Annotated in this window: 13 protein-coding genes and 6 tRNA genes; 13 read left to right on the top strand and 6 right to left on the bottom strand. The window is 47.8% G+C overall.

The features are described 5' to 3' along the window. On the top strand, nucleotides 1-272 hold a 272-nt coding region (locus BM082_RS23710), incomplete at its 5' end, for a transposase (protein WP_139218816.1). A 145-nt stretch (nucleotides 273-417) separates the two neighbouring features. On the opposite strand, the gene BM082_RS23705 is transcribed toward BM082_RS23710, so the two are convergent. Both BM082_RS23705 and BM082_RS23700 read right to left on the bottom strand, forming a co-directional pair. Continuing rightward, a tRNA-Thr gene (locus tag BM082_RS23705) sits at nucleotides 418-493 on the bottom strand. 73 nt (nucleotides 494-566) lie between these two features. Continuing rightward, a tRNA-Phe gene (locus BM082_RS23700) sits at nucleotides 567-642 on the bottom strand. Between the two features lie 374 nt (nucleotides 643-1,016). Between BM082_RS23700 and BM082_RS23695 the strand changes: the two genes are divergently transcribed. The 12 genes from BM082_RS23695 to BM082_RS23640 all read left to right on the top strand — a co-directional run bounded on the left by BM082_RS23695 (nucleotide 1,017) and on the right by BM082_RS23640 (nucleotide 13,055). After that, nucleotides 1,017-1,295, top strand: coding sequence for an STAS domain-containing protein (locus tag BM082_RS23695; RefSeq protein ID WP_017010800.1), 279 nt, complete (start codon nucleotides 1,017-1,019; stop codon nucleotides 1,293-1,295). 30 nt (nucleotides 1,296-1,325) lie between these two features. After that, complete coding sequence (locus BM082_RS23690; RefSeq protein ID WP_017010799.1) at nucleotides 1,326-1,685, top strand: response regulator; 360 nt, start codon at nucleotides 1,326-1,328, stop codon at nucleotides 1,683-1,685. A gap of 24 nt (nucleotides 1,686-1,709) precedes the next feature. Next, nucleotides 1,710-3,791 (top strand): chemotaxis protein CheA, encoded by a 2,082-nt coding sequence (locus BM082_RS23685; RefSeq protein ID WP_017014624.1) that lies wholly within the window; start codon nucleotides 1,710-1,712, stop codon nucleotides 3,789-3,791. Between the two features lie 9 nt (nucleotides 3,792-3,800). After that, the gene (locus BM082_RS23680; RefSeq protein ID WP_017010797.1) at nucleotides 3,801-4,295 is read left to right on the top strand and encodes a chemotaxis protein CheW; all 495 of its coding nucleotides are present in this window, start codon (nucleotides 3,801-3,803) and stop codon (nucleotides 4,293-4,295) included. A gap of 8 nt (nucleotides 4,296-4,303) precedes the next feature. Beyond that, entirely contained in the window at nucleotides 4,304-4,777 is a 474-nt protein-coding gene (locus BM082_RS23675; RefSeq protein ID WP_017010796.1) for a chemotaxis protein CheW, read from the top strand. Nucleotides 4,778-4,782: 5 nt separating this feature from the next. After that, nucleotides 4,783-7,173 carry an aerotaxis transducer Aer2 gene (aer2, locus tag BM082_RS23670; protein WP_017010795.1) on the top strand — a complete coding sequence of 797 codons (2,391 nt, stop codon included), beginning with the start codon at nucleotides 4,783-4,785 and terminating at the stop codon, nucleotides 7,171-7,173. A gap of 2 nt (nucleotides 7,174-7,175) precedes the next feature. Continuing rightward, on the top strand, nucleotides 7,176-8,027 hold the full coding sequence (locus BM082_RS23665; RefSeq protein ID WP_074928861.1) for a CheR family methyltransferase: 852 nt from the start codon (nucleotides 7,176-7,178) through the stop codon (nucleotides 8,025-8,027). Between the two features lie 35 nt (nucleotides 8,028-8,062). Next, on the top strand, nucleotides 8,063-8,704 hold the full coding sequence (locus BM082_RS23660; protein ID WP_017010793.1) for a hypothetical protein: 642 nt from the start codon (nucleotides 8,063-8,065) through the stop codon (nucleotides 8,702-8,704). Further along, nucleotides 8,704-9,747 carry a protein-glutamate methylesterase/protein-glutamine glutaminase gene (locus tag BM082_RS23655; protein ID WP_017017589.1) on the top strand — a complete coding sequence of 348 codons (1,044 nt, stop codon included), beginning with the start codon at nucleotides 8,704-8,706 and terminating at the stop codon, nucleotides 9,745-9,747. Before BM082_RS23660 ends, BM082_RS23655 begins: the two co-directional genes overlap by 1 nt. Further along, nucleotides 9,740-10,909 carry a methyl-accepting chemotaxis protein gene (locus BM082_RS23650; protein WP_017017590.1) on the top strand — a complete coding sequence of 390 codons (1,170 nt, stop codon included), beginning with the start codon at nucleotides 9,740-9,742 and terminating at the stop codon, nucleotides 10,907-10,909. The genes BM082_RS23655 and BM082_RS23650 overlap by 8 nt, the downstream gene beginning before the upstream one ends. 8 nt (nucleotides 10,910-10,917) lie before the next feature. Further along, nucleotides 10,918-11,217, top strand: coding sequence for an STAS domain-containing protein (locus BM082_RS23645; protein ID WP_017017591.1), 300 nt, complete (start codon nucleotides 10,918-10,920; stop codon nucleotides 11,215-11,217). Between the two features lie 146 nt (nucleotides 11,218-11,363). Then, nucleotides 11,364-13,055, top strand: coding sequence for an ATP-binding SpoIIE family protein phosphatase (locus tag BM082_RS23640; RefSeq protein ID WP_017014620.1), 1,692 nt, complete (start codon nucleotides 11,364-11,366; stop codon nucleotides 13,053-13,055). A gap of 241 nt (nucleotides 13,056-13,296) precedes the next feature. On the opposite strand, the gene BM082_RS23635 is transcribed toward BM082_RS23640, so the two are convergent. The 4 genes from BM082_RS23635 to BM082_RS23620 form a co-directional block, all read right to left on the bottom strand. After that, nucleotides 13,297-13,372, bottom strand: a tRNA-Asn gene (locus BM082_RS23635). Nucleotides 13,373-13,425: 53 nt separating this feature from the next. Further along, a tRNA-Phe gene (locus BM082_RS23630) sits at nucleotides 13,426-13,501 on the bottom strand. A 38-nt stretch (nucleotides 13,502-13,539) separates the two neighbouring features. Continuing rightward, a tRNA-Thr gene (locus BM082_RS23625) sits at nucleotides 13,540-13,615 on the bottom strand. A 46-nt stretch (nucleotides 13,616-13,661) separates the two neighbouring features. Beyond that, nucleotides 13,662-13,737: transfer RNA gene (locus tag BM082_RS23620), tRNA-Phe, on the bottom strand. Nucleotides 13,738-13,857 lie beyond the last annotated feature (120 nt).

The following is a 13,857-nucleotide window of genomic DNA, read 5'->3' as shown; positions in this document are numbered from 1 at the left end:
ACTGGGAAAACCTTAATACGTTATTCAATTATCCTGATGATATTCGCAAAGCGATATACACCACCAATGCGATTGAATCGCTCAACAGCGTTATCCGTAGGGCTATCAAAAAGCGAAAGGTATTCCCAAGTGATGATGCGGCAAGGAAGATGGTTTACCTGGCCATCAAGGACGCCAGCAAGAAATGGACGATGCCGATTCGAAACTGGCGTCAGGCGATGAGTCGATTTATTATCGAGTTCGGGGAACGCCTCGAAAAGCATATTAACTAAATGGCAGTTACACAGAATCTGTTACAGGCTCGCTAACGCCGAACTCACACTGATTCGCAATCTCGCAATCTCGCAATCTCGCAATCTCATTTCCCAAACGCCAGATACGAAAAAGCCTCATCCTTGGATGAGGCTTTCGTAAAGATGGTGCCGGCTACCGGAGTCGAACTGGTGACCTACTGATTACAAGTCAGTTGCTCTACCAACTGAGCTAAGCCGGCACACAAACTTTGAAAATGTTGCTTCTACTGAGCCCCATTTCCTTGTAACCGCTAAAAGCGATTACTTGTAAAATGGTGCCTCGAGGCGGAATCGAACCACCGACACGGGGATTTTCAATCCCCTGCTCTACCGACTGAGCTATCGAGGCAACGAGCGCTATTAAATAGGACTCGCGTGATCTTGTCAAAATAAATTATTGCGAAAAGAGTTCGTTTGCTGCTTTTTTGGCTTGTTTGAGTGTATCTCAATCAGGGTGGTGTTCTGTTGACCAGTATTTTGGATCTGTGAACCTAGATGCATTATTCAATTTGGTGCCGAATTGAACCCATTCACTTCATCAATCCTTCAATGTTCTCCTTTGTTCTCGGATTTCTCCTGCCAAATTTTAGGCAATAACCACATTTTTTGTCTCAATATAAAATCAGTTGACTAAAAATCTATCAATTTTCCCATTATTGCTACACTTACAGGTACATAAATCTAAATGGTGAGAGCCAAAAAAGCACCGGAAGGAATGCTGACATGGGATTCGCATTAGGGGAGCAATTAGATATCACGCAGGTCATGGACATTAAAGAGCGCCTGCAAGCCGAGTTGGAGCAGTCAGACAGTTTGCTTATTGATGGCAGCGCTGTCTCTCGTGTTGATGCTCCGGGATTACAACTTTTACTTACTGCACGAAATCTTTGCCAAGAAAAAAACATCAAGTGGCAGTGGGAGGGAGCTTCGAGCGAATTAGTGGGTGCTGCAAGAACGTTGGGTTTAGTTGAGCCATTGGGTTTAAACGGTTTTGCTTTATAGCTTTTCACGTAAGTTAATTAGGGTGACAGCATGCGAAAAATACTAGCTGCGGACGATTCAGTTTCAATTCGTCAAATGGTAAGCCACACACTGAAAGAGGCGGGTTATCAAGTGGAAACTGCCAATGATGGTGCTGAAGCGCTATCAAAAGCGAAGTCGGGCGATTACGACGTGATCATTTCTGACGTTAACATGCCAAACATGGACGGGTTGGAGTTTGTTCGCCAAGTCCGTGCCGTTCCTCAATACAAATTCACCCCTATTCTCATGCTTACCACGGAGACTTCCGCGGAGAAGAAAAGCATGGGTAAATCTGCCGGTGCAACTGGTTGGATCGTTAAGCCGTTTAATCCAGATACGCTTTTAAAGACGCTGCAACGCGTGATCTAAGCGTGTTCCACCTAGGAGAGAACTATGGCTTTGGACATGGAGCAACTGCGCCGGATTTTCTACGAGGAGTGCCGTGAAAACCTCGAAGTCCTTGAGCGTGAACTGTTAGCACTAGACCCTGATGGTGACGTTGATCTCGATATCATCAACACTATCTTTCGTGCTGCGCACTCAATAAAGGGCGGTGGTGCGACGTTCAACCTCAACGAAATTAGCCAGTTTACCCATGTCATGGAAACCTTGCTTGACGAAGCCCGCGAGGGCAAACGTCGGCTTGATGCCGATACCATTGATTTACTCCTCAAAGGTGGCGACTGCATTAATAGTATGTTGGTCGCCTATGAAACAGACGCTGATTTCGACCACGAACTGCGTGATGATCTCACCAAGCAACTCAATCAATTGCTTGGTGGCGATAGCCCAGACGAAGCGCAATCTAGCGCGACGAGCGACGAAGCAACGCCTACTGAAGGTGATGGCGATTGGGTTATTCGTTTTATCCCTAACAAAGACATGTTCTTTTCAGGAAACGATCCTGTTCGGATCCTTAGAGAGCTTTTTGACCTTGGCGTGCATTGTTCCGTCGAATGCATCACCGATGACCTTCCAATCTTTAGCGAACTTGAACCTGAGATGTGTTATCTCCAATGGCACATCGTGGTTGATGGGGAGCTTGAGAAACACCTGATCGAAGAAATTTTTGAATGGGTTGAAGACGAATGCTCATTAGACATTTCAAAACTTGATACGAATACCTCTGGGAGTGGTCACGCAGAAAGCAGTGATGCTAGCGGGAATGAAACGTCGAAAGCCGCGTCAGAACCTGCGGCTGAATCCGCCGCCGTGCCAGTGCCACCTAAGCCTAAAACACCTGCTAAGGCTGCTGCAAAAGCCGATGCGGTATCTTCTATCCGTGTTGAAATCGACAAAGTCGATAACTTGATCAACTTGGTGGGGGAGCTAGTGATCACCCAGTCCATGCTCACTGAGTTGGGACAAAATTTCTCCGAAAGCAAACTTGAGCGTCTCCAAGCCGGTCTCGACCAATTGCTTCAAAACACCAAAGAATTGCAGGAAAGCGTGTTGAACATTCGCATGCTGCCTATTAGCTTTGCCTTCAATCGCTTTCCTCGCCTTATTCGCGACCTCTCATCACAACTGGGTAAAACGGTTGAATTAGTCATTGAAGGGGAGCAAACCGAACTCGATAAGACAGTGCTCGAACGTATTACCGATCCATTGGTTCACCTTGTCAGAAATGCGGTCGATCATGGTTTAGAAGGGCCAGAAGCTCGGCTGAGTAACGGCAAGTCTGAAACGGGTCGCGTGTCTCTTAATGCTTATCATCAAGGCGGCTCCATTGTTATCGAAGTGCGTGATGACGGCGCAGGCTTGAATAAAGAACGTGTGTGGAAGAAGGCCATTGAAAAAGGCTTACTGCATCATGACATGGCGTTGGATGATCTGTCCGATCACCAAGTCTATAACCTGATCTTCGCGCCAGGCTTTTCGACCGCAGAACAAGTGTCTGACGTCTCGGGGCGCGGCGTGGGTATGGATGTGGTGAAGCGAAACATCGAAGATCTAGGTGGACACATTGAAGTCGATTCTGAGCCGAATGTAGGCAGCATCTTCCGCATCAGTCTTCCTCTGACGTTGGCCATTTTGGATGGTCAACTCATCAAATTGGCGGATCAGGTTTTTGTGGTTCCACTTATTTCGATCATTGAATCGATCCAAATTGAATCTGACCGCGTGAAAGTCGCGACAGGGGGCGTTGAACTCTATCGTCTGCGCGAAGAGAACATTCCGATCCTTCGTTTAAAAGAGGAATTTGAACTGGGCGAAACGGGTGCGCTTGATAAGCAGTTGTTGTGTCTTGTTGAAGCGGGTGGGAATCGCGTTGGATTACTGCTGGATGAAATGCTCGGGCAGCAGCAAGTGGTGATCAAAAGCCTCGAATCTAACTATACCCGCGTCAATGGCATATCTGGTGCCACCATCCTCGGCGATGGTTCTGTCTCCCTTATTTTGGATGTGCAGGGCTTGATGTCGGGCTTCTTGAGCCGTGTGGGCGACAGCAAAAGCCACATTGCAGCGGCATAGGTGATGACAATGACTGAACAGATAGCAGCGCCTCAAGAAACAGCAGAAAGTACAGACAGATTAAAAGGCTCGGATTTCTTGAGCTTTGACCTCGCTCATGAACTTTATGGCGTGGACATCAAAGCGGTGGAGGAGATTCGAGTGTGGGAGTCTCCCACCATTATTCCGCGTGCGCCCAAATTCATTCTCGGTGTCATCAATTTGCGGGGAATGATTGTGCCCATTATGGATTTAAGGGTGAGATTTAACATTGGGGTTGTTGAGTATTTACCGACGACCGTGGTGTTGATTTTGAGAGCCGGAGAAGCAGCGGGAAACCGCATGATGGGGATCGTTGTTGATGCCGTGTCGGACGTGATAGACATGGGTGACAACAGTTTGATTCCACCGATTGGTGATTCGCAAGTCATGCCTTTTGTGAGTGGCCTGCTGAATGTGGATGCCCAAGTCATGAGCCTGCTTGATGTCGACGCCTTGCTCGATATTGAAGGGTTGGTGCATTAGGAGGGGCTATGGCTGAAGAAGCAAAAGAATTCCTGAGTTTTCTGATTGATGACGAAGAATATGGTGTGAACATCCTCGACGTGAAAGAGGTTCGAGGTTGGTCCGATGTAAGGAAACTGCCTAACAGCGAAAGCTATCTACTGGGTGTGCTTGAGCTTCGTGGTGAATACATTCCCATTGTCGATTTAAGGCAGCGATTCAACATGGAACCCGCCACATTGGGCAATACCACGGTGGTTGTGATTGTTCGTAATGAAGAAGGGCAATCGTTAGGGATCATTGTTGATGCGGTGGCTGAAGTTTATCAACTTTCGGCAAAGCAAATTAAAGCCGCGCCGGGTTACGTGAAAATTGATGAACGGTTTATTGAAGGCATCGCCTCGGTTAATGGGAAGCATGTGGTCTTGATTCAATTGGACACACTTTTTGATTTTGATGAGTTGCACGAAGTAGCGCAGCCAGAGCTGGTTAGCGAGGGTTAAGGATTATGTCTTGGTGGAATAGAGAAAAAGCCGTAGAGAAACAGCAACGTAACGAAGAGCGTGCGTTGAAGGCGCATATTGTCTCAGCGTTGGACACGGCTCAAACCGCGCTTATGATGGTAGATCGCGATTTTAAAGTGTTCTACGTCAACAAAAAATCTGTTGAGTTGCTCAGGCAACACGAAGCACTCTTTCGCAAACAATGGCCAAGCTTCCGTGCGGAAAAAGACTGGATAGAAGGGACATGCATTGACCTTTTCCATAAGAATCCCGAGCACCAGCGAAAAATGTTGTCGAACCCCAACAACCTGCCTCATGTGGCTAACATTGAAATCGAGGATGTCACTTTGCGCCTTGTCGTGGGGGCTGTTATCGATGCAAATGGTGAGTATGTGGGTAACACCTTAGAGTGGGACGACATCACCGAAGACATCAAAAAAGATAACGAACGCTCTCGCCTACAAGCTGCGATTGATCAGTCTCTAACAGCAATCGTGCTGATTGACCGAGATTTCAGTATTACCTACGTAAACGAACAAACCTTGGCGCTGTTTGATAAGCACCAGCCTTCATTCAGAGATGTATGGCCGGGCTTTACGGCGACACGAGAATGGTTGATGGGACGCTGTATTGATGAGTTCCATAAGAATCCGGCGCACCAACGACAGCTTTTGTCGAACCCGGCTAACTTACCTTATAAAACAGATATCAGCGTCAGTGAGCTTACCATTGAGCTCAATGTAGCAGCCATCACCGATGCCAAAGGCAATTACATTGGTAACAGCCTTGAATGGCGAGACGTCACTGAAATCCGCCAAAATGAGTTGAAAGTGGGTCGTCTTGTGTCTGCCGTTGAAGGGATGACAACGAACATCATGATGGCGGATAAGGATGGCAACATTCTTTTCTTAAACCCTGCCGTTAAGCGTCTTCTTCAAAAACGCGAGGAACAGCTACGCAGAACGTTCCCTGGCTTTTCGGTTGAGAGCTTGGTTGGAAGAAATATTGATATCTTCCATAAAAACCCCGCTCATCAACGCTCCATTATTTCGAACCCTGATCGACTGCCGTTTACGGCGAAAATTAAAGTGGAAGAATTGGAGTTTGAACTGACGTGTATTGCGATGTTCGACCCCGGTGGAAACTATATCGGTCCTGCATTGCAATGGGTTGATATCACCGAGCAGATGATGGGGCAACGAGAGGTCCAAGGGCTGATCAATGATGCGTCTCAAGGCTTGCTCGATTCTCGAATGGATACGTCGAAGTACTCTGGGTTCATGGCGAACCTCAGTGAAAGCATCAATGGCTTGCTTGATAACATGGTGGGGCCACTGAATACCTGCCGAGAAGTTATGACGGAAGTGTCGAATGGTAACCTCAAGGTAAGCATGCCAGAAGACTATAAAGGTGAATTTGCTGAGCTTAGTGCCGCGGTGAATACCTCTATTGTTAACCTTCGCGACATGGTTGAGAAAATCACCGCATCATCAGTACGAGTTGCTGCGGCGTCGGGTGAGATTGCGGATGGAAACAGTGATCTTAGTGAGCGTACTGAAGAACAAGCTGCCAGCTTAGAGCAGACCGCCGCGAGCATGGAAGAAATGACGTCGACGGTGAAACAAAATGCGGAGAGTGCGAATTCCGCCAATCGTCTTTCTCAAGATGCGAGCTCGAAGGCCCAGAAAGGCGGTGGCGTGGTGAAACAAGCCGTTTCTGCCATGGGAGAAATCAATAAGGCAAGTAAACGGATTGCTGACATCATCAGTGTGATCGATGAAATTGCCTTTCAAACAAACCTGTTGGCGCTGAATGCGGCAGTTGAAGCGGCTCGCGCAGGCGAGCAAGGCCGAGGCTTTGCCGTGGTGGCTGGTGAAGTAAGAAACCTTGCACAGCGCAGTGCTGGCGCCGCGAAAGAAATTAAAGATCTCATCAAGGACAGTGTGGAGAAAGTCTCTGAAGGCTCGCGTTTGGTGGATGAATCAGGCGATGTGTTAAACGAGATTGTGGACGCTGTCGGCGAGGTAACTCTGCTCATTAGCAAAATCAATTCTGCGAGCCAAGAGCAAGCAACAGGCATTGATGAAATATCAAAAGCCGTTGTGAAAATGGATGAAATGACACAGCAAAATGCGGCCTTAGTTGAAGAGGCTTCTGCGGCGAGTCAGTCCCTTCGTGATGAAGGCAGCGAATTGATGAATCTGATTGGATTCTTCCAAGTGGACAGTGCGCGTACTGGCTTCAATGCTGTGACGGCAGAGCCCATTAAAAGTTTTCGTCAACCTACCCCCCCACCCCCTAAGGTGAAGTCATCTGCTGCGAAGAAAGTAGCAAATGGCACCACAGCAGCCGTACCGCCGAGTGTGTCATCTCAAGATGACTGGGAGGAGTTCTGACGGTGGATGCTATTCAAGCGCTTTGTCAAATTGAAGAGCAGCGTGAATTTGAGTTTACCGCAGATGACTTTACCCACATTCAGGAATTCATGCTCAGAGAGACGGGGATATCGCTCTCTGAGCGCAAAACGGCGATGGTTTATGGGCGCCTTGCTCGTCGGCTTCGCCGCACGGGTATAGATAACTTTTGTGAATACTTTGATTTAGTCCGCAGTGATTTAGACGAACGTGTGGCGTTTATCAATGCACTTACGACGAACAAAACACAGTTCTTTAGAGAGAAGCATCACTTTGATTTTCTGTCCAATGTGTTGGTACCGGAATGGCAGCAGCAAAATAAACATCGAATACGAATATGGTCTGCAGGGTGTTCAACGGGTGAGGAACCCTACACCATTGCGTCGTCTTTAGCGGCGCATGGTTTACTCACCTCACCATATGATAGCCGCATTCTTGCCACCGACCTTGATACGCAGGTATTGGATGTTGGCCGAAATGGCACCTATGGCATTGAGGCCTGCAAGGTGATTCCAGACAAAGAACTCAAGCACGGTTTTATTCGAGGAAAAGGCTCGAAGCAAGAACTGCTAAAAGCAAAACCCTTGTTACAAAAACACATCGCGTTCAAGCAGTTAAATTTGATGTCGACGTGGCCTCACAAAGGGCCACTCGATGCGATTTTCTGTCGCAACGTCATGATTTATTTTGAAAGGGAGGTGCAGCAAGAGCTCATCTATCGGTTTTGGGAAAAACTCGGTAGTGGCGGCATTCTTTTTATCGGTCATTCGGAAAGCATCGGCGAAATGGGTAGCCGATTCGATAATCTCGGTCAAACCATGTTTCGCAAGCCTTAGGGCGGGAAACGTCGTTTAAGGACAGTATCCGCTATATGCATAAAGTGTTGGAGCTTACGGGGTGCCCAATAGGGGCAGGGGTAAAGCGTTTTTACCACCCCGGTAAGCAAATGATGATGGTGAAAATTCAGCCCGGAGAAGTGTACGTGACTTCTGAGCGGGAACTGATCTCGACCGGGCTAGGATCGTGCATCTCAGCATGTGTCTGGGATCCGTTCATTGCGTTGGGCGGAATGAACCACTTTATGCTGCCTTTTGGGGATGCCGAAGAGATAGAAGATTGGGATCCCACCCAGTGGCGCTCCAATGCTGCGCGCTATGGCAACTACGCTATGGAGTTGTTGATTAACACCTTAATTCAGCAGGGCGCGGTAAAAAGTCGACTGCGTGTGAAGTTGTTTGGTGGCGGATTGGTGATGGGTAAGCAAGCCAATATTGGCGAAAAAAATATCGCCTTTATCCGCAATTATGTCGAAAGCGAAGGGCTGACGTTAGTTGGCGAAGATTTGGGGAGTGAGTATCCGCGCAAAGTGGTATTTGATCCGATAACGGGGAAAGCGTGGGTGAAGAAACTGCGTGGTTATCGTGCCGAAATGGAAGCGGAAGAGAATAACTACAACCGTCGTCTGGTCAATGAAGCAAAACGAGATGATGAAGACAACGCGGAATTATTCTAATGAAAAAGCGAGCACACAAGGTTCTTATTGTTGATGACTCTGCGGTTTTTAGAGCATTGCTTAGTGACATCATAGATGCAGATCCACAGTTAGACGTCGTGGGCTTGGCGGTAGACCCGTACGAAGCGAGAGAAAAAATAAAGAAGTTGAAGCCCGATGTCATTACGTTGGACATCGAAATGCCAAAAATGGATGGGGTTCAATTTCTCCGGAATTTAATGCGCCTTCATCCGATGCCTGTCGTGATGATTTCTACGTTGACACAACATGGTGCAGAAGCAACCCTCGCGGCATTGGAAATTGGTGCGGTGGATTATTTCCCCAAGCCAACGGATAACGTGGCAGCGGAGTTAAACACTTACCGTCAATTGGTGGTTGAGAAGGTCAAAATGGCCGCTACTGCCAATATTGCGGGTGCAGTGCATAAGCCATCGGGCGAGATAAGCGTGTCTGGCCGACAGCTTAACAATGACATCGACATTATTGGTATTGGTGCTTCAACGGGGGGAACAGAAGCCATCCGCAATGTGTTGGAAGCCCTGCCCGAATTGATGCCTCCGATTGTCATCACTCAACATATCAAAGCGGTGTTCAGTAAATCGTTTTCTGAGCGCCTTAATCGTGCTTCTAAACTGACCGTTGAAGAGCTCGCGACAGGGAAAGCGCCGTTGATAAACGGGCGTGTATATGTCGCGCCAGGCGATGTGCATATGAAGATCATTAAAAAAGGCGGTCGGTATTACTGCACACGCTGTGACAGTGAACCTGTTCAGCGTCATAAACCTTCGGTGGACGTGATGTTTTCGTCCATTGCCCAAGTGGCGGGTAAGCGTGCTATGTCGGTCTTGCTTACAGGAATGGGGCGAGATGGCGCACAAGGCATGCTAGAGATGCGTCAACAAGGCGCAATTACTGTCGCACAAGATGAACACAGTTCAGTTGTATGGGGAATGCCAAGAGCAGCGATTGAGCTGGAAGCTGCCCAGCATGTTTTACCTTTGGACAAAATCGCAACGTACTTGGTAGGTAAAGCTTATGGATAACAAATATCTAAGAGCCCTCATTGCGCTCTTAGCCATCGCTGCTGCATGTGCTCCGCTGTTAAATTCGCTAAACGTGGTAAATCTTGCATCTTCAATGATCGTTTTGTCAGGGGTTACGTTGTTGTGGTGGCAATCATCAACAGCATCAAAGACCAACATTGGCGAAGAAGAGGCCGCGTTTAACCACACAGATGTGTCGTACGAGTCCACGCAAATACTCAAGAAAATCCACAACATTTTGACAATTGAATTGGTGCCTATTCGGGAGCAACTTGACCGCCAACAAGAAGTCATTAATGACTCCGTGTATAACCTGAACGCCAGTTTCTTCGGGATGGAAAAAGCCGTGAGTTCTCAGGCGACCCTGTCGCAACATATGGTGAAGGATTTGCTCAACAATGATGAGAGCGAATACAGCCTGACAAAAGTGTTGCCCGAGACGGAGCAGGCCATTGATACCTACATCGATATTCTCGTTCAGGTGTCAGAAAAGAGCATCACTGCCATTCACCGCATTCATGACATGTCAGAAAAGCTTGATGCGGTGTTTAACCTTCTCGATCAAGTGCAGGCAATGTCCGATCAAACTAACTTGCTTGCGTTGAACGCAGCGATTGAAGCCGCGAGAGCGGGTGATCTTGGGCGAGGCTTTGGTGTTGTCGCATCAGAGGTGCGTGATTTAGCGAACCGTGCGACTGAACTGAATAGTCAAATTCATCGCGATATCAATCTGGCACAAGACACGGTGAAACAAACGAATTCGATTGTGGGCGAAATTGCCACTTTGGACATGACGGCGGCCATTGAATCGAAAACACACATAGAAGACCTCTTGAAAGGTGTTCAACAGGTCAATCAGCAAGTGACGATGGAAATTGGGAAAGTGACGGCGTTGGGAGAGTCTGTTCGCGGCGAAGTGTCCAAGAGCATTCAAGGGCTGCAATTTGCGGATATTGTGTCTCAGCAAGGTCAGCATGTTCTCAATAATCTGCACATTCTTGAAGGGTTGAATGCGCTCATCCTTGAAAAACTGAATGAAGGTGGCGTGGATTGGGCTGCACTGCATCAAGCCATCGATGCGATTGAAGAAATGGCGGGTTCATCCGAGCGAGCGCCGGCTAAACAAGTGTCTGCTGAGGAAGGCGACATCGAACTGTTTTAGGAGACGGTATGGCCATCAGTTGTGAAGAAAGAAAAGAAGGGAACAGTGTTGTTATTCATGTCAATGGGCAATTCGATTTTAGTGTGGTGCAAGAGTTTCGCTCGGCCTATCAGGATTGTCAGGGTAAAGACATTGTGGTCGATTTCCGTGGTACGGAATACATCGATAGCGCCGGATTAGGCATGTTGCTTAACATGCAGACGTTTCTCGAGCAAAAAGACGGAGATATTCGTCTTATCAACACCATGCCTCAAATCAAGCGCGTGTTAGTGATTGCTCGCTTCGAGAAGAAATTCAAAATCGAATAAGGCGAAACAAAAAGATAAAGCTTATCAGTGCTCGTCAAACCGTATTGAGGTGGTTGGTTTGAGCGCGCCACTCAATGGGTGATACCAAGCATGACCGGGTTGCTCTAACAAATATCAAAGCGGTTGTTTAGCATGGGAGAAGCTGAGTGAAAGCGTTGATTGTTGAAGACGAGGTCTCGATCCAGTGTTTTCTTGAGCATGTTCTCAAGGATGAATTTGAAGAACTGCTCATTGCTGACCACGGTCAGATGGCGTTAGACATGTTGGAAGGCATGGATGAATTGCCCGCGTTGGTGATCATGGACGTGATGATGCCAGTCATGAATGGTTTTGAAGCTGCTACCCAGATAAGAAAACGTTATAAAAATACGTATATGCCCGTGTTGTTTTTGACGGGCATTTCCGATAACGATACGTTCAATCGCTGCATGACGCTTGGGGATGACTTTCTCACCAAGCCTATTAGTCGCACCACCATTGTTGCGAAAATTCGCGCCCACTGCCGCAACATTCGGTTATACAAAGAAGTCGCTGTTCAGCGCGATAAACTCAAGCATTTCCAAGCGCACACCATTTACGAACACACCATGGCGGAGACCATCTTCAGTAACCTGATGCAAGGCTGCTATCAGGAAGCCGAAGGGGTGAACTTCTATACGAGTTCCTACACCAACTTTAATGGTGATGTGGTACTGGTGACGCCGCGTCCTCAAGGTGGTGTGTATGCCTTGCTCGCAGATGCCACAGGGCATGGGATTCCTGCTGCAATCTCTTCTATTCCTGCTACAAAAGCCTTCTTTGCCATGACGCATAATGGCCTTGCACTGGGCGACATCGTGAAAGAAATGAACGCCACGCTGAAAAAGTTTCTCCCTCCCGGCATGTTAGTGGCTGCCAATTTATTGGAAGTGATGCCAAATGGCGTGGATGTAAACTGGTGGGGAGGTGGGATGCCAGACGGGTATCTCATTGACAAAAATGGTGAAGTGAAGCAACGGCTCCCATCGTCCCATATGGCGCTGGGGGCGATGGAATCAGAGGAATTTGAAGCTAATCTTGTTGCGTTAAAACTGGAACATGGCGATAAGCTGTTTTTCTTCACGGATGGTGTGACGGAAGCGAGAAATACACATGGGCAGGAGTTGGGTGAAGAAGGTTTAGAAGCCATATTCACTGAGCCACATGCGAGTATCATCGAAAGCACACAACGGCGTGTTTCTGAGTTCACCAGTGGTGGTGGTGTCGGTGACGATATGTCGATGCTGGAACTGACCGCGCCGATTAAAAGCCGCATTGAAATTCAACCGGGTGACCCTGAGTATTATCACCGTCGTTCCCCCGCGCAATTGACCGTGTATTTTGGCTCCAGCGAATTGCAGAAAGTAAATCTGGTTGGGGAAGTGCGCAGAATGTTGAAAGGCACATTGGGTAGCAACATAGATCTCGACTTGATGTGCACGGTTTTGTCAGAGTTGTCGAACAATGCTCTCGAACATGGTTTGTTAGGCTTGGAGTCAGACGTGAAAACCGATGATCAAGGGTTTATTGATTACTACCTTGAACGTCAGCGTCGTCTTGAAGCACTTGGCGGCCATGCTTACATGGAAATCGGTATTTCTTTCAACCCATCCAAACGCACCTTGTCTTTTTATGTCACCCATAATGGCGAAGGGTTCGAATCGGAAGGGGTAGGGAGCCGTTTAGATGAAACTGGCGCCATGTGCGGACGCGGCATCGCATTGGTCTCAGAGCTTTGCGATACGTTCGACTATATCGATGGCGGTCATATTGCCAAAGGCGTTTACATGCTGGCTGCAGGGTTGCCGAATGACTGGTAGCCATCAATGCCTGACATTGAAACGCCTACAGCCCCCGCGATAATGTAAAAAGTCCAATCAAACGATTGGGCTTTTTATAGACGAAAAAAAACCAGTCCGAAGACTGGTTTTCTTAAAGTGGCTCCCCCTGCGTGATTTTACGGGGACGCCTAGTCGGGCCCGCCTAGGGTTGCGACAATCAGTGCAGCGCACTGAAAAAAAGACGAAAAAAAACCCAGTCCGAAGACTAGGTTTCTTAAAGTGGCTCCCCCTGCAAGACTTGAACTTGCGACATACGGATTAACAGTCCGCCGTTCTACCAACTGAACTAAGGGGGAATTGCTTGGAAATCTACTTAGCTAATGCTAAATGAATTACCATTCTTACAATATGGTGCCTCGAGGCGGAATCGAACCACCGACACGGGGATTTTCAATCCCCTGCTCTACCGACTGAGCTATCGAGGCTTTGATTAAAGAGTTCTCTAAACTCAATATCAAAATAATGGTGCCGGCTACCGGAGTCGAACTGGTGACCTACTGATTACAAGTCAGTTGCTCTACCAACTGAGCTAAGCCGGCACACAAACCGTGGAAACGTTGCGTACAAACACCATCTCACTAAATATGGTGCCTCGAGGCGGAATCGAACCACCGACACGGGGATTTTCAATCCCCTGCTCTACCGACTGAGCTATCGAGGCAACGGGGTGCATTAAACGGATTTTCAGGGTTTTCGTCAACACCTTTTTTTAAAAAAAACGTGAAATAATGCTGTTTGATGCCTTTTTCATCGTTTTGATTTAAAAACGCACTGAGTTTCT

The sequence above is a fragment of the Enterovibrio norvegicus DSM 15893 genome (assembly GCF_900115495.1).
Taxonomy (GTDB): Bacteria; Pseudomonadota; Gammaproteobacteria; order Enterobacterales; family Vibrionaceae; genus Enterovibrio; species Enterovibrio norvegicus.
The sequence above is the reverse complement of the archived record's forward strand: the minus strand, read 5'-3'. Positions and strand labels throughout refer to the sequence as shown.

What these genes read in the sequence shown, in the direction of transcription:
- BM082_RS23695 (WP_017010800.1), top strand. Translation starts at nt 1,017, where the DNA reads ATGGGATTCGCATTAGGGGAGCAATTAGATATCACGCAGGTCATGGAC.
- BM082_RS23690 (WP_017010799.1), top strand. Translation starts at nt 1,326, where the DNA reads ATGCGAAAAATACTAGCTGCGGACGATTCAGTTTCAATTCGTCAAATG.
- BM082_RS23685 (WP_017014624.1), top strand. Translation starts at nt 1,710, where the DNA reads ATGGCTTTGGACATGGAGCAACTGCGCCGGATTTTCTACGAGGAGTGC.
- BM082_RS23680 (WP_017010797.1), top strand. Translation starts at nt 3,801, where the DNA reads ATGACTGAACAGATAGCAGCGCCTCAAGAAACAGCAGAAAGTACAGAC.
- BM082_RS23675 (WP_017010796.1), top strand. Translation starts at nt 4,304, where the DNA reads ATGGCTGAAGAAGCAAAAGAATTCCTGAGTTTTCTGATTGATGACGAA.
- aer2 (WP_017010795.1), top strand. Translation starts at nt 4,783, where the DNA reads ATGTCTTGGTGGAATAGAGAAAAAGCCGTAGAGAAACAGCAACGTAAC.
- BM082_RS23660 (WP_017010793.1), top strand. Translation starts at nt 8,063, where the DNA reads ATGCATAAAGTGTTGGAGCTTACGGGGTGCCCAATAGGGGCAGGGGTA.
- BM082_RS23655 (WP_017017589.1), top strand. Translation starts at nt 8,704, where the DNA reads ATGAAAAAGCGAGCACACAAGGTTCTTATTGTTGATGACTCTGCGGTT.
- BM082_RS23650 (WP_017017590.1), top strand. Translation starts at nt 9,740, where the DNA reads ATGGATAACAAATATCTAAGAGCCCTCATTGCGCTCTTAGCCATCGCT.
- BM082_RS23645 (WP_017017591.1), top strand. Translation starts at nt 10,918, where the DNA reads ATGGCCATCAGTTGTGAAGAAAGAAAAGAAGGGAACAGTGTTGTTATT.